Source organism: Mycobacterium sp. NGS41 (genome assembly GCF_059812725.1).
In genome coordinates this window covers 1-23,220 of sequence record NZ_JCALDF010000033.1, presented here as the reverse complement: position 1 = coordinate 23,220, position 23,220 = coordinate 1, and the positions used below count along the sequence as shown (strand labels likewise).

The following is a 23,220-nucleotide window of genomic DNA, read 5'->3' as shown; positions in this document are numbered from 1 at the left end:
GCTGACGACCGTCATTGACAGGTGCCAATGAAATGCTCTAGCGTGTGGACATGCCTGCGCCGTCGTCCACTGCACAATCTGTTGCGCCGGTTACCCGGGCGCGCGACGCCCAGCGGTTGCAGACGCGAGCGCGGGTATTCGATGCTGCGGTGGCAGAGATCGGCCGGTCCGGCTTGGCAGGTGCTGATGTCGCGACGATCGCGGCGGCGGCGGGTGTGGCGCGCGGCACGTTCTATTTCCACTTCCCGACCAAGGAGCATGTGCTGGTCGAGTTGGAGCGGACGGAAGAGATAAAGATCGTGGCGAGACTCGACACCCCAGCCGATGATCCCGATCTGATGTCGGTGCTGAAAATGTTAGTACGCCAAGTGCTTTCCACGGAGCGGCGGTTGGGCCCAGTGGTGTTTCGAGACATGCTGGGCCTGCACTTCTCGTCGACCCGGCCCGTCGAGGACCAGTTGGGTGAGCACCCGCTGGCAGAGTTCGTCATTGGCGTGATTTCACAGGCGCAGGTCAGTGGGCGGGTGTCGCGAGATGCCGACGCGGGTGAGCTCGGAGTGATTTTTATGACGGGATTATTCGCATTGCTGGCCACAGGCGTATCCGCTTCGCGCGCGCGGACCGCGCTGTTGGATCGTTATGTGACAACGGTTGTCAGGGGAATGGAGGAATGATGAACGCGACCGGTATCGACGGCTACCGTCTCTACCTGACGCAACGCGACGGCGAGGCAGATCTGCTGAATCGCCGCCTGGCCAACCGCGAGGAATTCTTTGCGGCGCTGGAGGCGGAGCCCGTCCGGTCGGCGCGCCGCATCGATCGGGATGTGTTCGCGCGCAATCTTCGTCGGCGCCGGCCCGAGCCGGGCCTCGACCGCGAGATGCTGTTTCTGTTGGCCACCGCCAAGCTGAACCAGGCGGAGCGATTCGGCGTGGGACTGGGCGAGACATATGGGCGCAACAGTAGTGACGACACACTGCCGGAACGGGTGTACATGGAGCTCGAGGAGCACTATCACACCCGCCTGCTTGCCTACGTGCTGGATATCTTCGGTCTGCCGTTCCAGGTGAGTCCGCCGCCGCTGGTGATGCGCCAGTTCGTCAAGCTCAACGTGTTCCTGCCCGAGCGTCTGGGATTCGCGTTTGTGGGAGCGGCGGAAATGGCCGGCTGCGTAATGTTCGACGAACTGGGCCGCGTCGGTGTCGAGCTGTTCGCCGACGAACCAGACGTGGCCGCACGCATCGAGCGGCTCTACAACGACATCCTCACCGACGAAATCGGCCACGTCGGTTACTGCGCAGCCCGCTGCACGACCGGGGAGCGGGCACTGATGCGCCGGCTCTACCCACTCATCGGGCGTCTGCTCGCTCGGCAGACCGCCGAGATCAGCCTTCTCGTCGACCCCGCCGAACTGCGCGCGCGTCTCGACCGGCCGTTTGATCTCGACGAACTCGCCGCCGGTCTGTCCAACGACGCCTGTGTTGCCGCCTATCCCTAGATCTTGCGCACCAGTGCGGCGGCTCGAACGTCATCGCCGACGGCGAACTGCATGCGCACGGTATCGCGGTGACGCTCGGACCGAATGGTCACCGATTCGCCAAACTTGATGGGGCTGCGGTATTCCAGGACGGCGCGATACGGTGCGTTCTCCAATTCAGGTTCCTGGCCGAGGATTTCATGTACGCCGTGCCAATAGATTGTATTGTTGACGTGCTCGAAGTGGTCAATATCGGTGCGGCGCAGTGGAAACGGTGTCTCAGTCCCGTCACTGACCGGTTCGGTAAGCCAGGGGCGCCATCGCAGTCGGTGGTTGTCGGTGGTGCTGCCGAAACGCGCGATGCAATCCTCGGTGAGGCGCGAGGGGGTCAGGGTGTCTTTGTTCATGCAAATCCAGAATCCCTCGGTTTCGATGCGTCCGCCGTCGGAACCCTCGAGCTGCACGCGCATGTTGCACCAGCGTGTGGAAAGTGCTGCGCACCAACGGCGGAAGGTGATGTCGCTGGGGATTTCGATTGGTTTGAGTACGTCGATGACCGTGCGCAGCACGATCCAATGGGGATGGACGTCGGCGAGTTGGGCGTCGCCGAGATGCTCGGCGCCGACCTCTTGGATGTAGCGCGCCACGCCGTCGAGGCGCAGCCGTTTGTGCTCGTCGATGTCCGTAGTGGCCAGCCGCCAACCGGTTTGGTAGACGTATCCCGCGTCGGGGAGGTCGGCAAGTGGTATGTCCCCTTCGGGGTGGTGCGACACGGTTCTCCTCTAGCGTTGCTCGTCTGTGATTTCGAGACTGTGCTCGCTGAGCAGCTTTTCGAGCTGCTCTATGGCGGTGCTCAGCTTGTTTTGAAACATCGACACCACTCGTTCGCGCACCCGCGGCTTGTCCGACAGCGGTGGGAGCAATTCGGCGAGAAGGTTCAACCGTGCGGTGCTGAGCCAGTCGGTCAGGTCATCGTCGGCCAGCCAGCGATGCTGATTACGGAGATCGGAATGCGTCAGTCGCATCCAGTCGAGGTCGCGGTCCGGGTGTGGAATCGGCGTGCAGAGTTCGTTTTTCAGCTCGTCGGAGTCGTAGGCCAGTTCGACGTGGGCGATGAACGCGGCGCTGAACACCTGCTGGCAACCCCGTACGGCCTGCAGAGTGAGGTGGTCGCCGTCGAAGACCTGCTTGGCCGGACGTTGCGGTGCTCCGTCGGCTGTGCAATCGATGTACAGCGCGGACGGGGACGAGGTGATCGATCCGCCGTCCAAGACGATCGCGGTGGGCTCGATGCGCTGGACATGGCCCATCCTGACGATGTCCTCGATACGGCGCAATTGTTCAAACTCCAGCTGCGAAACAATCGCGCACCGATACATGGTCGGGCGTATCGAGGCGTCGAGGCGCAACAGAGTCCCGGCACTCTCCAGCCGATCGAAGAGATCGTCGGTCGATGTCGCGGCCCCGATTGCGTCGAGAGTCGCGCCGTAGCTCGCCCGGAATTGGTTGATGAACGTCGGTCCGGGCTGCAGGGTCGCGCGGTCCATCATCCAGGAATCGCGAGGCATGATCCAGGTCAGATTCTTGGGGCTGACTTCGTTTCGCAGCAGCCACAGGCAAACATCCATGCCGGTTTTTCCCGCGCCGACGATCACATACCGATCTCGTGGAGCGTATTTGGGCAGTTCGCTTGGGGGAATGCAGTCGATACCCGGTGCGACGTCGTAAGGTGCGGGTCGCATCGATGGCACGGTCGCGCGCAAATAGGTTGCGTCGACGACTCTTTTATTGACGGTGACGACACATTCGGTGCCGGCCATGGTCCGGATCCGCCCGTCGCCGAGATACTTGCTCATCGGGAAGTACTAAACTCGGCCGGTGGGAAGAAATTGCTGCTGCATTACCGCATCGAAGTAGGCGCATATCTCGCCGACGGGGGCAAGTTCGCCCAGTCCCTGGTTCCAGCCGACGGCATCAATCGTGTTGTTGCCCAACGCCCTTGAGTTGACACCGTAGTACGCCGACGGTTGGTGCAACCGTACGAAGGGGTAGGCGGCGTTCCAGTGTCCCCCCGGTTGATGGGCACCGTCGACGATGACCACGCGTGCCTCAGACTCGGTGATCAGTGTGTCGGTGAACGCCATTCCCATGGCTCCGGCACCTATTACGAGGTAGTCGGTCTCGATGCTTTTCGTGGACCCCCTCATCGGCACCTCCTTTGAGCAGCGGGATCTTCCAGAATTTTCGGACAGCTGCCGGTACAGGGTAGTCCGTGGCCATTGCAGACTACGTGGCGCAACGCTACGGCAACGCTTTACGCGTGACGATGCCCAGCCGACGCCAGGGCAGCGGTACCGAATTTCTTCGCGATCAGCGTCCATGGGTCGGCATACGGGCCGCGTCGCTCGGCGCGGCGCTGCAGTTTCAGGGCCATACGCATCATGGGTCGCAAGATCGGGCCAAGTGCGCGCAAGACGACGCGCAGCCGGGCCTGGGCGTCGGCCACCCAGGTCACGGTCTGATCCCAGTCGTGCTGCTGGAAGTCGAGCAGCGCCTGCGATTCGGTGGTGTCGAACCAGCCGGTGAAACCCCACCCGCGGTCATCCGCGGGGTCGCCGGGCAGGCTCGCCGAGGGCCCGAGACGGCCCACGCCGACGCTCGCCATGATGTCATCCTCGACGTCGCGATACAGCTTCACATACGATTCGTTGCCGCCGATAAGCAGGACCTTGCCCGCGATCGTGGCTTTGCGATCGACGGCATTGGCAAATGCCAGTGCCGCGTCGCGCGAATCCACCAGGTGCATGCGGTTGTCGCCCGGCGTCGCGCGGACCAGCAGCATATAGTCGGCGCCGAACTGAGCGTCCGGCGAGACGACCCCGCCCAGCCGAAGCAGCGCATACGGAAGGCCGCTGGCGCGTACCGCCGCCTCCGCGAGCACTTTGTCCTCTCCGTACTGATCGATCGGATTTACGGCGGTATCGGGTGTGATCCGCTCGGGATAGCGGTAGGGGTTGCGCGATCCATAGACGGCGGCGCTTGATGCCAGCAGGAACAACGGCGGCTCGGACAGCGACTCGACGGCCGCCAGCAGGTTCTCGGTCCCACCCACATTCACTTTGCGGGCGAGCCCGGGATTGCGGTACGACGGCGGTGAAACGATCGCCGCGAAGTGGATGATCGCTTGGGGCTGGTGAGCCACGACCAGCTCGCGTATCGCTGCAGCATCGCGCAGGTCGACATAAGACGGAATCAGCCGCCCAGGCTGCTCCCCGGCGAACAACTGTTTCTCGACCGCGGCGGTGGCTTCGGTACGCAGGTCCATCGCGATGACGGTTCGACCGCGACTGAGCAGGATCTGGGTGCAACGCTTGCCGATCTGTCCGAACGCCCCGGTGACCAGGATGGTGGTTGCAGTCATTTGCGTGTCACTGCTCCGTGAGCCGGCGGGCGAGTTTGGCGGTGGCGTTTCGCAAACGGGCGGAGACGTAAAACGAGAACAGGGGAGTGGCGATGTCCTCCCGAAGCCGAGTTAGCTTGGAGCTCTTGATAAGCCACTGTCCGCCGGTCTTCTGGTAAGTCTCGTGGTAGTGGCCGTACCCAATCAAACTCACCCCGGGCCCGAACCGGACGACGTCTTGCAGGGCCCATACCCCGCGAGCCGTAGTTCCCGAAGTGACTTCGATCTCGGGTGCATGCACCTGGTGTGCAGTGGCTTGCGAGCGGCGCCCGATGTTGTTGCGGGTGAAGGCCACGAAGTCGTCAGCACCGACAATCAATTTGCCACCGGCCTCGGCGGTGTCGCTGACGAAGTTGTCGGTGAAGAGCGTCCGCCACGCGGCCCAGTCCTTGGTGTCGAGATATCGGCAGTAGCGGGCTTTCAGCTGCTTGATCGACTCGATCGCGAGCAGCTTAGCCGCATCATCGTCGACGCTCGGCTCCTGTGTACGGTCTGTCATCGCCAGCTCGTTCCTCGCCGATCAGTGCTACCCCAAGTTAGGGGAGCGTGACACTTTATGCAGGAACTGTAAACCATCGGCGGGGGCGTCGGCATCGCGCCGTGGCAGGCAAGCGCGGTCCGGTACAGTCTTAGGCCACTGCTGGGCGACCGCACAGCGCGGTCGCGGCGAAAGGGCAATCGGCGATGCTGCGTGAACGAATCCGACGTCGTGATTGCTGAGTCGGTCGAGGAATTTCGGCGCCGGGCCCGGTCGTGGTTGGTCGAGAACATGCCTCGACTGGATCCCGACAACCCGGCGATTACGGCACGCGACACAGACGAGATCTGGGTGCGAGCCCGCGAACTACAAAAAACCTTGTGGGATGGAGGGTTTGCGGGAATCTGCTTTCCCCGCGAGTACGGGGGACTTGGACTGAGCTACGAATACAAGAGAGCGTTCGACGCCGAGTCTCTCGGCTACGAGACACCGCTGATCCTCAACGTTCCGTCATTCGCCATTTGCTGCGCGACGATCCTCGATATGGGCAGCGAGGAGCAGAGACGCAGTCATATCCGGGCGGCGCTGCGCGGCGACGAAGTGCTGGTACAGCTGCTGTCGGAACCCAGCGGTGGCTCGGACCTCGCGGGTGTCATCACCCGCGCCGACCGGCGGGACGGACGCTGGGTCATCAACGGCGCCAAGACGTGGAGCACCTGGGCATTCGCCGCGGACTACGGGCTGTGCCTGGCCCGGACCGACTGGGGAGTCCCTAAACACGAGGGGCTGACGATGTTCTTGGTGCCCCTTCGGCATCCTGGAATAACGATCAACCGCATTCGACAAGTCAACGGCTCGACCGAGTTCTGCGAAGAGTTCCTCGACGACGTCGACGTCGGTGACGACGCGGTGGTCGGGGAACCGGGCAACGGCTGGGAGGTCGCGTCGCGACAGCTGTACCACGAGCGCCGCACCATGGGCGACGGCTCGGAATACACCAGTGGACCCGGAATAGCTGAGGCGCAAGATGTTTCGATCGATCTGGTGTCGGTGGCCCACAATGCGAGGCAAGATGACTGTGACCGCGTCCGGGAGATGGCGGGAAGGGCTCTGGTCCATCGTGCGATCCACGGGCAACTCAGCGAGCACGTGTTTCATGCCGTAGCGAGCGGAGCCCTGCCGCCCGCGGCGGGGTCGATCATCAGACTGTTCATGGCCGCGGTTCACGACGTCGAAACCGATACCGCCCTGGCCGTCGCGGGCTCCGCGGCCGTCGTCGAGGATGACTCTGGCCTCCTCGACGTCGGCACGCGCTACCTGGGACGCCAGATCGCCAGCATCGGCGGCGGAACCACCGAGATGGCGCGCAACGTGATCGCCGAACGAGTGCTGAATCTGCCGCGCGAGTACGCCGCCGATCGCGGTGTGCCGTTCAACCAGGTACGGCGAAACAGGCACCGCGGTTGACGCTGCGCCCCGTGGCGACGAGGCGGTGTCGCGAGGCGCATCGTGAGTAGTGTGCAGACATGGCTGCTGACGAGCAGTATTTCGACCTCGGCTGCTACCACCGACCGGTCGAAACCTCTTCCGGAGAGGCGCAGGTCTGGTTCGACCGCGGACTGGTATGGGCATATGCGTTCAACCATGAAGAGGCGATCCGCTGCTTCGAGCGGGCGCTGAAACTCGACCCGGGTCTGGGTATAGCCCGTTGGGGAATCGCCTATTCGGTTGGCCCCAACTACAACAAGGCGTGGGAGGCGTTCGACCCGATCGACCTGACTTCGTCGCTGGCCCGCGCACGCCTGGAGCTCGAACTGGCCGCGCAAAGCGGGGCCAGCCCCGTCGAGCAAGGTCTCATCGCCGCGCTTCGGGCTCGCTTTCCCACCGGCGACCCCGAGGACACGGATGCTCTGCAGTCGGGTCTCGTCGCCTACGCCGACGCGATGACGGCGCTTGCCGCGGCCCACCCGGAAGACATTGACGTGCAAGCGCTGGCCGCCGACGCGCTGGTCAACGTCACGGCTTGGGCTCTGTGGGACACCCGCACCGGTGAGCCGGCGCCCGGTTCACGGGTGCTCGAGGCCAGACGGATCCTTGAGGATGCGCTCGAAACGGCTACGGGGCGTGAACATCCCGGAATCCTGCATCTGTATCTGCATGCCATGGAGATGTCGTCGACTCCGGAGGATGCCAAGCAGGCGGCCGACTTGTTGCGCGGCTTGGTGCCCGACGCCGGTCATCTGCAGCACATGCCGAGCCACATCGACGTGTTGTGTGGCGACTACCACAGCTCAGTGGTGGCGAATCTAGCTGCGGTGCAGGCGGATCGGCGCTTTCTAAGCCGCGAGGGGCCGTTGAACTTTTACTCGCTCTACCGGGCGCACGATCTGCACTTCGTCGTGTATTCGGCTATGTTCGACGGACAGTCGCGGATCGCGTTGCAGACGGCTGACGAGCTCGCCGGCCAGTTGACGGCCGAGCTGTTGTCGATCGAATCACCGCCGATGGCCGACTGGCTCGAGGCGTTCGTGCCGCTGAAGACCCATGTGCTGGTGCGGTTCGGGCGGTGGACCGAGCTGATCGCGCAACCGTTGCCGCCGGACCGAGACCTCTACTGCACGACGGTGGCGACGATTCACTACGGACGCGGTATCGCGTTGGCGGCCACCGGTCAACTCGAGCAGGCGTGTAAAGAGCGCGCCGCGTTCGCCGACGCTTACGATCGGATACCGGCCTCCCGATACCTGTTCAACAACACGAGCCGCGACATCCTGGCCGTGGCCGCTGCCATGCTCGATGGTGAGATCGCCTACCGCGCAGGATGTTTCGACGATGCATTCGGTCACTTGAGGCGTGCGGTGGAGCTCGATGACGCGCTGCCCTACGACGAGCCGTGGGGCTGGATGCAGCCCACGCGACACGCCTACGGAGCACTACTTCTCGAACAGGGCCACGTCGAAGAGGCGGCCGCCATGTACGCCGCGGACCTGGGTCTCGACCCGGCATTGGCCCGGCCCTGTCAACACCTCGGGAACGTGTGGAGCCTGCACGGGTATCACGAATGCCTGCAGCGCCTTGGCCGTACCGCTGAAGCCGTCATCATCGGCGAGCAGCTCACGCTCGCCACTGGACATGCCGACGTACCGATCAATGCGTCCTGCGCGTGTCGGCTCGACGTCACCTCATGCTGTGATGAGCGGTAGACCGGAGCGCGCGGTGGTTTACGGCGGTGGTGCTTGGGGGCAGACTGCACCGCATGACGCACGACGCGGACGAGTTGAGTAAAGACCCCACACCTGACGACGCCGAAGAGAACGCATTCTTCCCTTCCCCATATTCGCTGAGTCAATACACGTCGCCGAAGACGGACTTCGACGGGGTGCAGCACAAGGGCGCGTACACGGGGGGAAGGTGGAAGGTGCTGATGATTGCGACCGAGGAGCGGTATGTGCTCCTGGAGAACGGCAAGATGTTCTCCACCGGTAATCATCCGGTCGAGATGCTGCTTCCTTTGCACCACATGATGGAAACCGGATTCGACGTCGACGTCGCGACCATTGCCGGCTACCCGGCCAAGCTGGAATTGTGGGCCATGCCGCGCGAGGACGGGGCCGTCCTGGCCACCTTCGAGGCACTGAGGCCAAAGCTGAAGCAGCCCAAGAAGCTTTCCGATGTTGTCGCAAACGATCTCGGGCCCGACTCCGACTACATCGCCGTCTTCATCCCGGGCGGGCATGGGGCAGTGGTCGGCTTGCCGGCAAGCCAAGCGGTGGGGCAGACGCTCGATTGGGCGTTGTCGAATGACAAGCACATCATCACCCTGTGCCATGGCCCGGCTGCATTGCTCGCCGCGTCGCTGGGCAAGCAAGAATCGTCGTTCAAGGGATACGAGGTTTGTGTCTTTCCCGACGCGCTGGACCAGGGTCCGAACATCGAGATCGGTTACCTGCCAGGCCATTTGCAGTGGCTGGTGGCCGACCTGTTGAGCAAGCAAGGGCTGACTGTTCTCAACGACGACATGACCGGCAAGATCCATCAGGACCGCAAGCTGCTCACCGGCGACAGTCCTCTCGCGTCCAACGCGCTCGGCCGGCTCGCCGCCGATGCATTGGTCGAAGCTGCCGCCGTAGCCCGAAACACTGAAAAGGCGTAAGCCTCCAGGCGTCCACTGACGGCCGGTGTGAGATTCTTGGCCACATGTCCAAATTGGCGGGCCTGCGTGTCGCGATCACCGGGGGCGCTCAGGGCATCGGCCGGGCTATCGCCGAAGCACGGAATAAGGTCACATCCGAGCTGAACCGGGCAGAACGGGCGGCCTATCATGCGCGAGCCGAGGGGCGGCAATGAGCGGGCGCTTGGAGCTGACCGGCTTGCGTGGTGTTCCGGAGACCATATTGAGTGAGGCGCTGCTGGCGACCTTGCCGACGAACTCGGCGCCTGCCCCGTGGGAATGCCGATGCTCGGCCTTGCTGTGGTTGGGTCGTGGTGGTCGGGCGGCGGCTGCCGCGCTTCCGCCCGCGTTGGCCGGCCGGCCGGCACTGGTCACGGTCGGTGGTTTCGTGCGGTACACCGACACTCCGGTCGGCCCGTACGACGAGGTGCTGGGCATGATCGGCTCGCGCACGGGCCTGCGTCCCTGGGGCCACGTGGCTTTTATGTCGGTGGATTCGCCGCCCAGCTTGGTCGGTGGCCGTACCAACTGGGCGATGCCCAAAACTTTGGCGCGCTTCGACGGTGAGCTTGCAGCCAATCGCACCGTCACGGGTACTGGTGCTGACGAGATTTCGTGGTCGCTGAGCGCGACCGGGCGCGTTCTCGGCCCAGCGCTGCCACTCAAGGCCAAAGCCACTGCGCGCCAGCAGTTTAGAGACGGGCGGATCGGTAACTCGCTGCTGACGTTTTCCGGTCGCGTGCGACCGGCCCTTGTGACCGTAGAGGTGTCGTCAGCCGGCACCCTGCGGACATGGCTGCGCCCGGGACGTCATCTCGGCGCATTCGTCGAAGTAGCAATCTTCACCCTGGGGGAGCCGAGCTTCGACTGAAGGGGCCCGAAGGGCCGACAAGCCGGATTCGCGCGGCGGGTTAGGCTGAAGCGATGGCTCCACGCAGCAACGAACTCTGGCAGATCGCGCTGCTCGAACTACGGATACAGCGCCGCGGCTTGACAAGGACTGCAGCATGACCGCGAACGATCCTTTCGAAGACCATCCCGAGGCGATCACGCTGGGCTTGCACGACGCGGCGCCGACTCATCTGCTACAGGCGATGGCCAAAGATGTGGAGCTCGAGTTGGGCTGGGGGAGGCTAATTTTCGGCCAGACCTTCGCCGATTCCGACACGCTGGCCGAGGCACTGCGACGGGAAGCGCCGGGCCGCCGCGACATCTGCATCTACGCACGCGAGGCCCATGTGGTCGTCGCCGGGTCGCCGAATGAGCTTTTCATAGATCCCAGTCACACCTATCGACTTCGCTTCAGTGGTTTATCAACGGAAAAAGACCTGGCGCCGCCGCTGCCGGGTGTGACGATGCGGACGTTGAACGACCCAAACGATGCCGACGCCATGAATCGCGTCTTCGTTCGCTGTGGAATGGTCCCAGCGCCGGTTGAGACAATTTGGCATAACCAGCTGCATGCGGAAGCGGTGACCTACCTGCTTGCTGTGCGCGACGATGACGGCGCTGTGGTAGGCACTGTGACCGGAATCGACCACGAGTTGCTCTTCTCCGATCCTGAGCGAGGGTCGAGCATCTGGACTTTGGCGGTCGATTCTGCCGCCGGACTGCCGGGAATCGGTGAAGCCCTGACCCGAACGATCGCTGAGCACTTCCGGAACGTTGGCCGCGCCTACCTTGATCTGTCTGTGTCACACGACAATGCCGCCGGAATTGCCCTCTACGAGAAGCTGGGCTTTCGCCGGGTTCCGGTGCTGGCGATCAAACGGAAGAACGCGATCAACCAGCCGTTGTTCACCCCATCGCCGGAGACGGTCGATGACCTCAACCCCTACGCCCGGATCATCGCCGACGAGGCCATGCGACGCGGAATCTCGGTAAAGGTACTCGACGCCGAGACCGGCGAGATGCGACTCACCCTTGGTGGTCGCAGCGTGATCACCAGAGAGTCGCTGTCCGAATTCACCTCCGCGATCGCGATGTGCAGGTGCGACGACAAGCGCTTGACCCGGCGGCTCGTCTCGGAGGCCGGCATTACCGTGCCTCGTGCCCGGCTGGCCAGCTTTGACGAGGACGACCATGCCTTCCTGACCGACGTCGGGGACGTCGTCGTCAAGCCAACCCGCGGAGAACAGGGCAAAGGCATCACCGTGGGCGTTACCGCCGAAAACGGTTCGGACGAGCTTGCCGCGGCCCTGGCACGCGCTCGCGAACAACACCCTGAGGTGCTGATCGAGCAACGGGTCGACGGAGACGACCTTCGATTAGTCGTGATCGACGGCCACGTTGTCGCCGCCGCTGTGCGGATGCCGGCTGAGGTTATCGGTACGGGCGATCACAGCGTGCGGGACTTGATTGCCGCCGAGAGCCGTCGGCGCTCTGCGGCTACCGGCGGTGAGGCCGAAATTCCGCTCGACGCCACCACCGAGGCGACGGTCGCCGAGGCCGGTTTCGGGTTGGACGATGTGCTGCCCGAAGGAACCCGCCTCCGTGTTCGCCGCACCGCCAATCTGCATCAGGGCGGAACGATCCACGACGTGACCGCGAAGGTGAACCCGGAACTGACTCGGGTTGCGGTGGCGGCGGCAGAGGCGGTCGGTATCCCGGTCACGGGCATCGACCTAATTGTCCCGGACGTTACCGGCGACCAGTACGTCTTCATTGAGGCCAATGAGCGACCGGGCCTGGCTAATCATGAACCACAGCCCACGGCCGCGGCTTTCGTCGATTTTCTCTTCCCCGGCCAGCACGGCCAGTCTCCGGCCTGGACACCGGCCGATGCTGACTGATCACCTGAGCGTCTGGTGGTTACCAGTCGTTGTTGGGGTCGAGTAGTTCTTGCTCGATGAGGAGGGCGGCGAATGGGCCAGCCACTTCCAAGAGCTTGCGGTTGAAAAACGACCACCGGGTGTCGTTGCGGAAGCGTGCGCGCAGCGTCGTGACGTATGTCGTGAGTAGAGCGGTGTTGCGGGTGGCTACCAGGTAGCTGGAGGTCTTTTCCATGCGATGCAGCAGATTGTGCCTAACGGCCCAATCTGCCAGGACATCGGTCGTGTCGATCGCGTCGATGACCGTGAGCATGCGGTCCAAACCGTCGATCAACATGTCGCCGAACGAATCGAGGTCAGTGGTCAGATCGAAGCTGACTTCCGAGGGCACGTCTGGCGCCAGGCGTTCCCAGCGGGTGTCGAGGACATATTCGTGGGTGGGTGTGCGGTCGGTGCCCCGGCCGAGGTATACCGCGTCGATCTCGGTCGGTCCGACTCCGACATTGACGAAAAACGACGACCAAGGGTGTGCGCCGTTCCATTTGCTGCTCTGAAAACCGATCATGTCGTACAGCGGACCACGTGTTCTGCGGAATGTCCTGCCCGACTTGGTGAATCCGGAAGCTTTGAGGAATGGCCGGACGCGTTGAGACAGGATCTGGTCGAGCGTCCTGCGTAACGCAGCGGCGGTACCTGAGGGATGTTCGGTCACGAAATATTCAGTACCCGCACCGGCATGTTGCGCCACCCGTCGCCTTCTCCACCGACGTTCTTGCGAAACGCGCCGCGAAGTGACCGGCCGCAACCAGAAGCAGATCGCCGATGATCACCCGCATGGCTGACTCCAAGCGTGTTCTCAGCTGATATCACATTGTGTGGCTGCCATTAGGGGAGAGCACAAAGCCGTTGCGCCAGTTCTCACCTCGTGAGCTTTCAACCATGCACATGATGTCGCTGTCTTTCACGCCGCACGTCACGTTGGCCCCGGGGCCGGCCTCGAACAGCTTCGACCCGGACGGAAGTGAGTGGTAGGAGCTCGGATCGACCTGGTCGACCACGGGTCCACTACGATGCTCGTAGCTGCGGTAGGTCTCAAGTCCGCTGAGATCGGGGATCCGTTCGATGCCCGACAGCGGCTTACCATTGTCGACTGTGAGGGTCCTGGCCAACGCATAGGCGTAGTTCTCGCCCGCGGCGACACCGGGTAGCACGCCCCAACACTTGGCCTCCGGTGGTCCGCTCCAGCGCATGTATGTCATCACTCTGCAGCGAACTCCGCCGGGAGTGACGAATTGCCAGCCACCTGCGCCATAGGTCGCGTAAGTCGCATAGGTGGCATCATCCACCTGGGAAAGACTCCCAAGATCGGGGTCAGCTCGCGCGAAAGGGCTGAAGGATACGCCCAGAGTCACTAACGCGAATATCGCTTGCGCTGCGGGCTTCATGACGACATGGTATAGGACGGAAATCGTTACCTGGGACGGCAATTCATCTTCCGCGGCGCCCGACGGGCCATTGAACCCGATCATAGATATTGCGTCACAGTGACGAATTATCGCCCCACCCGCCTAGTCTGCCTGCGGCCACTTCGCCTAGAAGAGAAGAACTTTCCGGAAGTCTCCCTTTGTGTCGGCGACGGCACAACGAGACCTATTGCGCCGAAGCAGGCGTGGCTGGCGGCGCGCTCTACGACGGTCTCGTCGGTGCTGCCGCCCGTCGGCACAAGCTCACGCTCATCACGTGCGACCGACGGGCCGCGCCGACTTATCGCTCGGACTGGTGCCAACGCATCGCATGCCGCCGGCTCGCAAGGCTGCAAGCGAATAGCACTGCGCTGCAAGTAATTGCGTCACGGTGACGAATTGTCCTGAGCCAGATCCGAGGGAGTGGACTAGCGGCTTGGTCGCCATCTAGGTGTCCGTTGACATCCGATGTTAGGCATTGTCGCGGTATCTGTGGTATCGGCGTGTCTTTGCCAATCTATCTGAGGCATCGCCGGTAGCGTTGTTTAGGTGCGCATGTCGCCAGCGGCGCTATGGCCGCAGGTCAACGATGGTGTTGCGGTGGAATTGAACTCCACCGGGGGTTCCGTGCGCCTGCCGTTGGCGGAGTGTGCCGCGGTGGTCTTTGAGTTGGAGTGCTCACCCGTTCGCGGTTTTCCGTCGTTTCGTGGACAGGGCAATTATCCAGGGCTGTGGTGGTTTTCGACGACTCGTGAGCACGTTGGGTACGAGTCGTGGTTGGAGCGTGATCATTTGATGGCGCTGGACGCCGATCCTGCGGTGGTTGGTGTTGCGTCGCAGCCGTTCCGGTTCCGTTGGGGTGACGGCAGGCACCATGTGCCTGATTACTTCGTGCGGTTGTCCGACGGATCCGTGAGGGTTCTTGACGTGCGGGCCGATGACCGGATATCGGATGCTGATGCTGAGTTATTCGACCGGTCGGAGCAGGCGTGCCGTTCGATCGGATGGGCCTATCGTCGTGTGGGTGCTGCGGATCCGGTGGTGACGGCGAATTTACGCTGGTTGTCTGGGTATCGGCATCCACGGGTGTACCGCCCAGCGGTCGCTGCAGCGTTGGAGGCGGTGTTCGCCTCGGCGCGGCCGCTGATGGCCGGGGTGAGATCGGTCGGCGAAGCGATCATGGTGCTGCCGGTGCTGTTTCACCTGTTGTGGCACGGGCGGCTGGGCGTGGATCTTTCCGGGGCTGTCTTGTCCGAGGGGTCGCTCGTCGGGCCCGCGTTGTCACGATGACGGGTATGCGTTCGGGTGTCATCCGTGAGGGCGATGAAATCCGATTATCTGATGGCGTGTTCACGGTTGTCACGCTTTCGGGTAGTTCAGCCAGGCTGACCGATGCGGTCGGCGGGCAGTCTGTGGTGCCGATGTCTCGGCTGCTGGGCGACCCGGCGTTGGAGTTGGTGTCGGGGTCGCGACCTGCTCTGTGCTCCGAGGAAGCCTTGGCCGGCGTGCCTGAGGCTGCTGCTGAGCGGGCCCGCTGGTGGGAACGGCACCTCATCGAGGTGTTGACTGGTCGACGGGTTGATGGCGAGGCTGGCAGCCGGCCACGACCTGAATTCGATCCGGCGTCGTGTTCGTTGCGGCAGCGCGAACTGGCCAAGCTCGCCGAGCTGCAGTCGGCCGGACACGAGATCAGCTTGTACACGTTGCAGCGGCAACGGTATGCCTACGAACGAGACGGCCTGCTGGGGGTTGTGGATCGTCGTCACATTCCCCGGCGGCCAATGTTCGGCCGCGTCGACGAGCGGTTGGTGGCAGCGCTGCGGCACGCCATCGATGACGAAACCGACCTGTCGACTGGGACGGTGAGCCGCCTGCAGCGGCGCGTGGCCAAATCGTTGGTGGCTCAATACGGTGAGCAGGACACTCCAGCGATGCCCTCGCAGCGGACTTTTTATCGGCTAGTGAAGAGGCTGTCGGAGGGGCGGCACACGTTCGGATCCGCGCGCACGCGGCGCTCGTTGTCCAAACAGCCGGACGGCCCGTTCGGTGTGCTGACGGTGGCGCGCCCTGGCGAAGTGGTCGAGATTGATTCGACCCCACTGGATGTGCGGGTGGTGCTCGATGACGGCACGGTGGACCGGGTCGAGCTGACCGGCATGGTTGACGACGCGACCTGCTCGATCCCGGCGGCGGTGTTGCGGCCCACGACCAAAGCGGTCGACGCTGCGCTGCTGCTGGCCCGGGCCTTGACGCCAGAACCGATGCGGCCGGGGTGGTCTGATGCGTTGCGAATGTCGCGATCGGTGCTGCCGCATCGCTGTTTGACCGGCGTGGATCAGCGGTTGGCCGATGCGGCCGCCCGGCCGGTGATCGCTCCGGAGACCATGGTGTGCGATCACGGGAAGGCCTATCTGTCACAAACCTTCCGGCAGGCGTGTTGCACGTTGGGAATCAATCTGCAGCCCGCGCACCCGGATACGCCGACCGACAAACCCAAGATCGAGCGGACGTTGCAGTCGGTGGCCACCTTGTTCGCCCAGCATGTCGCCGGGTATGTCGGCTCCAGCGTCGAGCGGCGCGGCAAGAACGCCGAGCAGGGCGCGGTGTGGTCGATCGTGGAACTGCAAGCTCTGCTGGACGAGTGGATCGTCGCGGTATGGCAAAACCGGCCCCACGACGGGCTGCGTGACCCCGTCACCCCGGGTAAGGCATTGACGCCGAATGAGAAGTACGCCGCTTTGGTCGAGGTCGCCGGGTATATTCCGGTGCCGCTGTCGGCCGACGACTACATCGAGTTGCTGCCGGCGTGCTGGCGGCGCATCAATTCCTACGGGATCCGGGTCAACAACCGCACCTACGACGCCAAGGCACTCACCCCCTACCGCCGCCAGCACTCGGGGGTGGAATCCAAGAAGGGCCAGTGGGAAGTGCACTACGACCCCTACGATGTCTCGCGGATCTGGGTGCGCAACCACCATGACGAGGGCTGGCTGGCCGCGACCTGGACGCATTTGCGCACCCACCCGGTACCGTTCGGCGATTCGGTATGGCAACATGCGCGGACCGTGCTGGCCCAGCGCGGGCAGGATCAGGCAACCGAAGCCGAGATCGCCCGTGCGGCCGATGAACTGCTTGACCGGGCCGCACAAGGCCCCGCCCCCACTCGACAGGAATCCAAGGATCGCCGGGTGGCGGGCCGAACGCGAGCGACCACGACGCCGGCGTGGCCCCGACCGGATTCCGCAGAACGCTCCACGGAGGCGGCCCCGCAGCCAGGCGGTGATGAGGACGGCGAGGATACCGAGATCGCGCAGGTCATTCCGCTACCGGTGTTCGATGCACGCAAGGAGGCTGAGTCGTGGCGGCTGTGAACACATTTGCGCCGGTGAGCCAACTCGAGGACCGGCGCCAACCCACCACGACGTTGGAGGGTTGGCGCCGTTTCGTCGATGCGGATCCGCCCGAGTTCACCCTGTTACCCGATGAGCAGTGGAGCGCCCTGTCGGAGAACGAGCGGACCAACTACAACGAAGCCCGCGTAGCTCATCACAGTGAACTGGTCGTGGTCACCACGTCGGCGATCCAGCGCATCACCAACGAAGGCCGGCTGTTGACCCTGCTCAACCAACGCGAGATCGGCGCACGGCGCGGGCTGATCATTTCCGGGGCGGCCGCGACCGGGAAGACCACCGCGGTCAAACAGCTCGGCCGGTTTCACGAACTGCGTATCCGTACACGGTTCGCTGACAAGTCCCGTATACCGGTCGTGTACGTGACCGCGCCGCCCAAGGGCTCGCCGCGCAAACTCGCGATGGAGTTCGCGCGATTTCTGGGCCTTCCGCCGATGCAACCGCGGATGAATGTCACCGATATCGCCGATGCTGTCTGTCAGGTCCTCATCGATGCCCGCACCGACATCGTGATCGTCGATGAGATCCACAACCTCAACCTTGACACCCGCGCCGGGGAGGAACTGTCTGATCACCTGAAGTACTTCACCGAGCACCTGCCTGCCACCTTCGTCTACGCCGGCATCGACGTCGAGCGCTCCGGTGTGTTCACCGGCACCCGCGGACGCCAGCTGGCCGGGCGCTGCGGTGTGATCAACACCAGCCCGTTCCCGTACGCCGGGGAATGGAAGTCGCTGGTGGCCGCGATGGAAGGCACCCTGCGGTTGCACTGTCACACGGCGGGAACGCTTGTCGCCGAGGCCAAGTACCTGCATCAACGCACCGGCGGCATGATCGGAAGTCTGGCGCACCTGATCCGCTCGGCGGCGATCCGCAGCATGCTCGACGAAACCGAGAACCTCACCAGGGATCTGATGGACACGGTGCTCATCGACTACGCGGCCCAAACATCGGCGCAACGCCATGCTAGCTGAGGCGCCGATCCTACCGGCGTGGCCGCAGTGGCCTGCCGCGCCGTTGCCGCGAACCGTCACACCGTTTCGTGCAGAGACGGTCCAGTCTTACCTTGATCGCCTCGCGCACGCCAACCACCTGGAACCCCGAGGGCTGCGGCGCTACCTGGCCGATGGTCCCGCGATCTGCCGTCCCCGGCCGGACTGGTTGGCAATCGCCAGCAGTCAGCCCGTGGCCATCCTTCAGGGCCGGCTCATCGGGCTGGCCGAACGCGACCGCGACACCACCCGCCAACGCCGCCACGCTCGGCCCGCATGCCGGCTCTGCATGGCGCGACGCGGTGTCTACGAGCCCGTCTACTGCTGGTTGCCCGACTACGCCACCGTCTGTCGTCGCCACCGCCGATGGATCGGTGCGGGCACCTACACGCTCGACGATCAACGCGATCTGCGGTGCGCGCCCACGGTGATCGCCGCCGCGCAGCGCCATGCTCGACTGCAGCGCTGTCACAACGACACTGCGCGCTTCGCGGTTAAGGACGCCGCGCGGATCCACCGCTGCTGGGCACGCAGCGCGAACCCGTTCACGTTGCCGCCCGCCGACGCCGACGTCGACACGCACATCGCCGCCTACCCCGATCTGATCGCCTTGGCCGGCATCCTGGCTGACGCTCACCGCCGGATCTGGAACACCGCGGCAGCAACACCCGCCCGGGCCCGTGCCGTCGATGCGGTCTATGTCAGCGTCGGCGGCCGGTTTCCCCAGCACCGCGACCAAACCCGCCCCATCGAACAGTGGATCCACGATCAGCAGCTCAGCGCCGCACGCCGCGCCCAGACAGACCCGCGTGAGCGCGACGCCATCGTCGGTTCGAGGTCGCTTCCTGTGCTTGGGTAAGGGTTTATCGTCGGTTTATTGGGAAAAGGTGGCTGTCGAGGGAAAGAGCGCCCGCGCCGACGATGAGGAGGAATAGGCTGCCAAAAAGTTGGGCTAGGTCGACACGAGATTCGTGGATGAAGTCCCACCAGCCGTGTTCGGTGCGAAAAAGTGCCGCGTGCCCCCAGAATATGGTTAGCTTGGTGATCAGAAGCGCGCCAAGCATGTCGACGATCATCGGTACGGCGGCTATCCGGGTCAGCAGTCCGACGAGAATTAGTACCCCGCAGGCGATCTCGGCGATTCCATCGATGGATGCGAAGATGCCGGGTGCGGGGATGTCGAGTTTCTGGAAGCGGCCGGTGCCCAATGTGTCGGGCCGCAGAAATTTCAGTATGCCTTCGCAGGCGAACACCCCGCCCACATATAAGCGGATGAGCAGGACTGCGGCGGGTGCGCGGGTGGTGGTTAACCGGGTGTGCCAGGATTGGTCATGGACCACGGGTTTACCTCCTTTGCAGACATGGTGTCTTCACTGCCTTGCTATGCGATGCGTGTCTTAGTCGGCGCCTTGTGGTGGCGCGGATTCGGCACGCCGTTGACTAGCGCTGTGGGCGCGGCGCAGTCCATAGGCTGTGACGCCTGCGGTGACCACCGCAGCCCCGGATATCACTGAGGACAGCGGTAGCGCGAACGCCAGGACCACGCAACCAAAAAGGCCGATTACCGGGATTCCGCGCGGTGGGCGGTTCTCCGCGGGGCGCAGCGTCAACGCCGAGGCGTTGGCGATGGCGTAGTAGAGCAACACCGCGAAGGAGGAGAACCCGATCGCGCTGCGCACATCGGCGCAGGCCGCGACGACCGTGACCACTGCTCCGATGAGGAGTTCGGCCCGGTGCGGCACGTGGAATTTGGGATGCACGGCCGATAACCCGTGTGGGAGGTGGTGGTCTCGCGCCATCGCGAGGGTGGTGCGGGAGACACCGAGCAGTAAAGCCAGGAGAGAACCGAGCGCGGCGACCGCCGCGCCGGCTTGCACGACGGGCACCAGCCAGTTCGCGCCTGCGGTGCGTGCGACATCCGATAGTGGGGCCATTGCTGCGGCGAGACGATCTGGCCCTAGCACGGTCAGTGCGGTCACTGCCACGCTGGCGTAGACGGTCAGGGCGATGCCTAGGGCGAGCGGGATCGCGCGGGGAATGGTTCGGGCGGGGTCGCGGACTTCCTCGCCGAGGGTGGCGATCCGCGCGTACCCGGCGAACGCGAAAAACAATAGGCCTGCGGCCTGCAGCACCCCGCCAGCCGTGGCGCCGGCCACATGGAGCACGTGGAGCTGGGCGAGGCTGGTGGTGGGGGAACTTAGCGCCGCGATGACTACGGCTGTCAGCACGGCGAGCACCACTGCGACGATCACGCGGGTTAGCCGGGCCGACTTCTGCACTCCGGTGTAGTTGACCGCGGTCAATGCGACCACGGACGCGGCGGCGATCGGATGGGCCGCCGTCGGCCATACGTATGCTCCGACGGTGAGTGCCATGGCCGCGCATGAGGCGGTTTTGCCCACGACGAATCCCCACCCGGCGAGAAAGCCCCAGAAATCACCCAGCCGTTTCCGCCCGTACAGGTAGGTGCCACCGGAGGCGGGATAGCGCGCGGCCAGCCGCGCCGACGACACGGCGTTGCAGTAGGCCACCACCGCCGCTATCGCCAGCCCGATCAGCAGTCCGGGCCCCGCGGCCCGGGCGGCCGGGCCGAGTGCGGCGAAGATCCCGGCCCCGATCATCGAGCCCAACCCGATCACCACCGCGTCGGTTGTGCCCAGTCGGCGTGCCAGCGCCGGGTGCGCGGTAGTTATTGCTGCTCCCGATGGCCGAGGATCTCGGCGGCCAGTTCGGCGAGCGCGGCGCGCTCCTCGGCCAGCGCTGCTCGCCCGAGGTCGGTGATCTCATAGACGCGGCGGGCGCGGCCGTCGACCACATGTTGGCGCGAAGTCAGCAATCCGTCTTCTTGCATGCGGTGCAGCATCGGATACAGCGTGCCCGGGGAGATCTTGTAGCCGTGGCTGGCGAGTTCCTCGGCCATCCATGCCCCGTGGATTGGTTCCAACTGTGCGTGGTGCAAAATATGCAGCCGCACCGCACCGCGCAAGAACTGACTCATGGGTCTATCTTCATCTCGCCAAGACCGAGGGTGAACTCAGGACGCTCCAGCGCCCAAAACCCGTGTCTGGTGAGGTCATAGACCCGGCGCACCCGGCCGTCGACGATCTGGCGATCGGGGCGTAGCAGGCCCTCGTTCTGCATGCAGTAGAACACCGAAAGCAGCCCGTCCGGGGAAATCGGGTAGCCGTGGCGTCTGAGCTCGCCAGCCATCCACGCGCCGTGGATGGGCGCCATCTCAGCGTGGTGCAAGACGTGCATCCGCACTTTGCTCGGCGCGAACTGGTTCATCGGCTTGCCTGCGTGTCGTCGAAATCAAGGGTGAACTCGCAGCGGGCGTCACCGTCGATGCCGGATAATGGGGAGGCCGCGATCGTGACCACGATTCGGTAGCGGCCGGATTCCTCGAGTGCCACGTTGTTGCCGTAGTGCAAGCCGGCTACCCCTTTGGTGGGGCGAGCAACCGGCACCATCTCGAACTCGGTGGACACCGTGTCGCCGTTGCGGGCCAGGTCTGCCCGTACGTCCAGGTACGGCACCGGATGCCCGGAGTCGACGTCGTGAATGTGCACGTCGAGGTTGAATAATCCCGGCGGCGGACCGGCTGGATCCGGCTCGCGCGCCACATTCTTTGCGACCGCGGCCTCACGGCCATCGAATACCGCCCCGCCCCCGGCATTGTCCGGGTCGGACCACTTCGCGGCTGCGAACATCCGAGCGATCGGCCCCAGCGACACCGCCACCCGAAGTCAACCCACCCGCTGCTCGTCGGGCGTTGCCCGCATACACACCATCCCCTAATATCGAGCTACGATATCGCTGTACGATATCATGTGATGAGTCGATTGGGACAGGGTATCGAAGAACGATATCGCGTGACGATATTATGTGGTGTCTTCGGTGGACGCCTGTGTTGGGTGATCTCGAGAAGGCGACGAACAGGCATAGGTGAGAAAGGCGTGACGGTGACAGAGCAATCGCCGGCCATCGGCCGGCGTCATCTCCTGGGTGCGTCGATAGCGGCAGTCGGCGGGGTCACCCTCTCGGCGTGCGGCAGCCCACAGCGCAAGACGGGTCCGTCCGCCGAGCCCGCAGGCGAGGAGGTTGCGGTTACTCCTCCTGAAGACTTGATGCGTGAGCATGGAGTGCTCAAGCGCGTTTTGTTGATCTATCGAGAAGGGATCCGCCGCCTGCAGACCGACGATCAGGCTCCCGCTCAAGCGCTCAACGCGAGCGCGCAGATCGTTCGAAGCTTCATCGAGGACTACCACGAACACCTCGAAGAGCAGTACGTATTTCCAAGGCTGGAACAGGCGGGCAAACTCACCGACATCACCACCGTGTTGCGCACCCAGCACCAGCGCGGCCGTACGCTCACCGACCGGGTGTTGTCGGCAACCGCCGGGGCGGGCGTGTCCAACCCGACTGCGCGCCAAGCCTTGATACAAGACATGTCGGCGTTCATCGGGATGTATGAGCCCCACGAGGCGCGCGAAGACACCGTTGTTTTCCCGGCGCTGCACGATGTGGTGCCCGCACAGGAGTTTCGCGACCTGGCCGAGATCTTCGAAGACGACGAGCACCGGCGGTTCGGCCCGACCGGCTTCCAAGGGGTGGTCGAAAAAGTTGCCGATATCGAAAAGAGCCTCGGCATCTACGACCTCAGCCAGTTCACCCCTACTGAGTAGTGTCGCGCGCAACGTCGATCACGCCGCAGCCTGCCGCATGTGGCGCTAACCAACTGTGCGGGGCAATGGGGTGACGGGGAGGAGTTCGAGTGCACCCGCAGCGACTCGTCGAGCCACCCGGTGTTGCCGGGCATTCAGGGTGACCACGTTGAGGTGGGGGTAGCGGCGTCGAACGCGAGGATGGTTCGGCGGAATCGGTGCGGCGGCATGGTGATGATGTCGCAGTGTCGTCGGGGCCACCGCGATCGCGGGCCATTTCGCTGATCATCGCCGTGCCGGAGGATCATGGCAGGGTGATCGTCTGGCGCAGTGG

The 23,220-nt window shown here is 64.0% G+C and carries 23 protein-coding genes and 1 pseudogene; 13 read left to right on the top strand and 11 right to left on the bottom strand.

Going from position 1 to position 23,220, the window contains the following annotated elements; genetic code table 11:
* Positions 1-50 precede the first annotated feature (50 nt).
* Together AC5Y21_RS22000 and AC5Y21_RS21995 are read left to right on the top strand one after the other, a co-directional pair.
* On the top strand, positions 51-674 hold the full coding sequence (locus tag AC5Y21_RS22000; protein ID WP_499915428.1) for a TetR/AcrR family transcriptional regulator: 624 nt from the start codon (positions 51-53) through the stop codon (positions 672-674).
* Positions 674-1,498, top strand: a complete 825-nt coding sequence (locus AC5Y21_RS21995; protein ID WP_499915426.1) for a hypothetical protein — start codon at positions 674-676, stop codon at positions 1,496-1,498. Before AC5Y21_RS22000 ends, AC5Y21_RS21995 begins: the two co-directional genes overlap by 1 nt.
* On the opposite strand, the gene AC5Y21_RS21990 is transcribed toward AC5Y21_RS21995, so the two are convergent.
* The 4 genes and pseudogenes from AC5Y21_RS21990 to AC5Y21_RS21975 form a co-directional block, all read right to left on the bottom strand.
* The gene (locus tag AC5Y21_RS21990; protein WP_499915424.1) at positions 1,495-2,250 is read right to left on the bottom strand and encodes an acyl-[acyl-carrier-protein] thioesterase; all 756 of its coding nucleotides are present in this window, start codon (positions 2,248-2,250) and stop codon (positions 1,495-1,497) included. The genes AC5Y21_RS21995 and AC5Y21_RS21990 overlap by 4 nt on opposite strands.
* Before the next feature lie 9 nt (positions 2,251-2,259).
* Positions 2,260-3,684: pseudogene (locus AC5Y21_RS21985) on the bottom strand (NAD(P)/FAD-dependent oxidoreductase).
* Positions 3,685-3,791: 107 nt separating this feature from the next.
* Positions 3,792-4,898: an NAD-dependent epimerase/dehydratase family protein gene (locus tag AC5Y21_RS21980; RefSeq protein ID WP_499915422.1), complete on the bottom strand. Its 1,107-nt coding sequence runs from the start codon at positions 4,896-4,898 to the stop codon at positions 3,792-3,794.
* A 7-nt stretch (positions 4,899-4,905) separates the two neighbouring features.
* Positions 4,906-5,436, bottom strand: a complete 531-nt coding sequence (locus AC5Y21_RS21975; protein WP_499915420.1) for a nuclear transport factor 2 family protein — start codon at positions 5,434-5,436, stop codon at positions 4,906-4,908.
* A gap of 210 nt (positions 5,437-5,646) precedes the next feature.
* Here AC5Y21_RS21975 and AC5Y21_RS21970 point away from each other — a divergent pair, with 210 nt between their 5' ends.
* The 6 genes from AC5Y21_RS21970 to ngg all read left to right on the top strand — a co-directional run bounded on the left by AC5Y21_RS21970 (position 5,647) and on the right by ngg (position 12,378).
* Complete coding sequence (locus tag AC5Y21_RS21970) at positions 5,647-6,882, top strand: acyl-CoA dehydrogenase family protein (protein WP_499915483.1); 1,236 nt, start codon at positions 5,647-5,649, stop codon at positions 6,880-6,882.
* Positions 6,883-6,941: 59 nt separating this feature from the next.
* The gene (locus AC5Y21_RS21965) at positions 6,942-8,618 is read left to right on the top strand and encodes a tetratricopeptide repeat protein (RefSeq protein ID WP_499915418.1); all 1,677 of its coding nucleotides are present in this window, start codon (positions 6,942-6,944) and stop codon (positions 8,616-8,618) included.
* Positions 8,619-8,671: 53 nt separating this feature from the next.
* Complete coding sequence (gene hchA, locus AC5Y21_RS21960) at positions 8,672-9,568, top strand: glyoxalase III HchA (RefSeq protein WP_499915415.1); 897 nt, start codon at positions 8,672-8,674, stop codon at positions 9,566-9,568.
* Between the two features lie 44 nt (positions 9,569-9,612).
* Positions 9,613-9,762 carry a hypothetical protein gene (locus AC5Y21_RS21955; RefSeq protein WP_499915412.1) on the top strand — a complete coding sequence of 50 codons (150 nt, stop codon included), beginning with the start codon at positions 9,613-9,615 and terminating at the stop codon, positions 9,760-9,762.
* Positions 9,759-10,457, top strand: a complete 699-nt coding sequence (locus AC5Y21_RS21950; protein ID WP_499915410.1) for an acetoacetate decarboxylase family protein — start codon at positions 9,759-9,761, stop codon at positions 10,455-10,457. The genes AC5Y21_RS21955 and AC5Y21_RS21950 overlap by 4 nt, the downstream gene beginning before the upstream one ends.
* Before the next feature lie 136 nt (positions 10,458-10,593).
* Positions 10,594-12,378, top strand: a complete 1,785-nt coding sequence (gene ngg, locus AC5Y21_RS21945) for an N-acetylglutaminylglutamine synthetase (RefSeq protein ID WP_499915408.1) — start codon at positions 10,594-10,596, stop codon at positions 12,376-12,378.
* Between the two features lie 19 nt (positions 12,379-12,397).
* Here ngg and AC5Y21_RS21940 read toward each other — a convergent pair whose 3' ends face one another.
* Positions 12,398-13,069 (bottom strand): DUF4304 domain-containing protein, encoded by a 672-nt coding sequence (locus AC5Y21_RS21940; RefSeq protein ID WP_499915406.1) that lies wholly within the window; start codon positions 13,067-13,069, stop codon positions 12,398-12,400.
* A 154-nt stretch (positions 13,070-13,223) separates the two neighbouring features.
* Entirely contained in the window at positions 13,224-13,703 is a 480-nt protein-coding gene (locus AC5Y21_RS21935) for a hypothetical protein (protein ID WP_499915404.1), read from the bottom strand.
* A 672-nt stretch (positions 13,704-14,375) separates the two neighbouring features.
* Between AC5Y21_RS21935 and AC5Y21_RS21930 the strand changes: the two genes are divergently transcribed.
* From AC5Y21_RS21930 to AC5Y21_RS21915, 4 genes are read left to right on the top strand one after another with little or no spacing between them, the layout of a single operon-like run.
* On the top strand, positions 14,376-15,110 hold the full coding sequence (locus AC5Y21_RS21930; protein WP_499915481.1) for a TnsA-like heteromeric transposase endonuclease subunit: 735 nt from the start codon (positions 14,376-14,378) through the stop codon (positions 15,108-15,110).
* A gap of 5 nt (positions 15,111-15,115) precedes the next feature.
* Positions 15,116-17,191, top strand: coding sequence for a transposase (locus AC5Y21_RS21925; RefSeq protein ID WP_499915402.1), 2,076 nt, complete (start codon positions 15,116-15,118; stop codon positions 17,189-17,191).
* Complete coding sequence (locus AC5Y21_RS21920; RefSeq protein WP_499915401.1) at positions 17,179-18,204, top strand: TniB family NTP-binding protein; 1,026 nt, start codon at positions 17,179-17,181, stop codon at positions 18,202-18,204. The genes AC5Y21_RS21925 and AC5Y21_RS21920 overlap by 13 nt, the downstream gene beginning before the upstream one ends.
* The gene (locus AC5Y21_RS21915; protein ID WP_499915399.1) at positions 18,194-19,081 is read left to right on the top strand and encodes a hypothetical protein; all 888 of its coding nucleotides are present in this window, start codon (positions 18,194-18,196) and stop codon (positions 19,079-19,081) included. The genes AC5Y21_RS21920 and AC5Y21_RS21915 overlap by 11 nt, the downstream gene beginning before the upstream one ends.
* A gap of 4 nt (positions 19,082-19,085) precedes the next feature.
* Here the strand turns inward: AC5Y21_RS21915 and AC5Y21_RS21910 are convergent, their stop codons facing one another.
* Genes AC5Y21_RS21910 through AC5Y21_RS21890 form a run of 5 tightly spaced genes read right to left on the bottom strand, consistent with a single transcriptional unit; the run spans position 19,086 to position 21,962 of the window.
* Positions 19,086-19,562: a DoxX family protein gene (locus tag AC5Y21_RS21910; RefSeq protein ID WP_499915397.1), complete on the bottom strand. Its 477-nt coding sequence runs from the start codon at positions 19,560-19,562 to the stop codon at positions 19,086-19,088.
* A 57-nt stretch (positions 19,563-19,619) separates the two neighbouring features.
* Positions 19,620-20,915 carry an APC family permease gene (locus AC5Y21_RS21905; RefSeq protein ID WP_499915479.1) on the bottom strand — a complete coding sequence of 432 codons (1,296 nt, stop codon included), beginning with the start codon at positions 20,913-20,915 and terminating at the stop codon, positions 19,620-19,622.
* Positions 20,912-21,220, bottom strand: a complete 309-nt coding sequence (locus tag AC5Y21_RS21900) for an Rv3488 family transcriptional regulator (protein WP_499915395.1) — start codon at positions 21,218-21,220, stop codon at positions 20,912-20,914. The genes AC5Y21_RS21905 and AC5Y21_RS21900 overlap by 4 nt, the downstream gene beginning before the upstream one ends.
* Positions 21,217-21,510 (bottom strand): helix-turn-helix transcriptional regulator, encoded by a 294-nt coding sequence (locus AC5Y21_RS21895; protein WP_499915393.1) that lies wholly within the window; start codon positions 21,508-21,510, stop codon positions 21,217-21,219. Before AC5Y21_RS21895 ends, AC5Y21_RS21900 begins: the two co-directional genes overlap by 4 nt.
* Positions 21,507-21,962 (bottom strand): iron transporter, encoded by a 456-nt coding sequence (locus tag AC5Y21_RS21890; RefSeq protein WP_499915391.1) that lies wholly within the window; start codon positions 21,960-21,962, stop codon positions 21,507-21,509. The genes AC5Y21_RS21895 and AC5Y21_RS21890 overlap by 4 nt, the downstream gene beginning before the upstream one ends.
* Positions 21,963-22,178: 216 nt before the next feature.
* On the opposite strand from AC5Y21_RS21890, the gene AC5Y21_RS21885 reads away from it, so the two are divergent.
* Complete coding sequence (locus AC5Y21_RS21885; protein WP_499915389.1) at positions 22,179-22,907, top strand: hemerythrin domain-containing protein; 729 nt, start codon at positions 22,179-22,181, stop codon at positions 22,905-22,907.
* Positions 22,908-23,220: the final 313 nt, after the last annotated feature.

Coding starts and splice junctions, on each gene's coding strand:
- AC5Y21_RS22000 (WP_499915428.1), top strand. CDS start 51: ATGCCTGCGCCGTCGTCCACTGCACAATCTGTTGCGCCGGTTACCCGG.
- AC5Y21_RS21995 (WP_499915426.1), top strand. CDS start 674: ATGAACGCGACCGGTATCGACGGCTACCGTCTCTACCTGACGCAACGC.
- AC5Y21_RS21980 (WP_499915422.1), bottom strand. CDS start 4,898: ATGACTGCAACCACCATCCTGGTCACCGGGGCGTTCGGACAGATCGGC.
- AC5Y21_RS21975 (WP_499915420.1), bottom strand. CDS start 5,436: ATGACAGACCGTACACAGGAGCCGAGCGTCGACGATGATGCGGCTAAG.
- AC5Y21_RS21965 (WP_499915418.1), top strand. CDS start 6,942: ATGGCTGCTGACGAGCAGTATTTCGACCTCGGCTGCTACCACCGACCG.
- hchA (WP_499915415.1), top strand. CDS start 8,672: ATGACGCACGACGCGGACGAGTTGAGTAAAGACCCCACACCTGACGAC.
- AC5Y21_RS21955 (WP_499915412.1), top strand. CDS start 9,613: ATGTCCAAATTGGCGGGCCTGCGTGTCGCGATCACCGGGGGCGCTCAG.
- AC5Y21_RS21950 (WP_499915410.1), top strand. CDS start 9,759: ATGAGCGGGCGCTTGGAGCTGACCGGCTTGCGTGGTGTTCCGGAGACC.
- ngg (WP_499915408.1), top strand. CDS start 10,594: ATGACCGCGAACGATCCTTTCGAAGACCATCCCGAGGCGATCACGCTG.
- AC5Y21_RS21930 (WP_499915481.1), top strand. CDS start 14,376: ATGTCGCCAGCGGCGCTATGGCCGCAGGTCAACGATGGTGTTGCGGTG.
- AC5Y21_RS21925 (WP_499915402.1), top strand. CDS start 15,116: ATGCGTTCGGGTGTCATCCGTGAGGGCGATGAAATCCGATTATCTGAT.
- AC5Y21_RS21915 (WP_499915399.1), top strand. CDS start 18,194: ATGCTAGCTGAGGCGCCGATCCTACCGGCGTGGCCGCAGTGGCCTGCC.
- AC5Y21_RS21900 (WP_499915395.1), bottom strand. CDS start 21,220: ATGAGTCAGTTCTTGCGCGGTGCGGTGCGGCTGCATATTTTGCACCAC.
- AC5Y21_RS21895 (WP_499915393.1), bottom strand. CDS start 21,510: ATGAACCAGTTCGCGCCGAGCAAAGTGCGGATGCACGTCTTGCACCAC.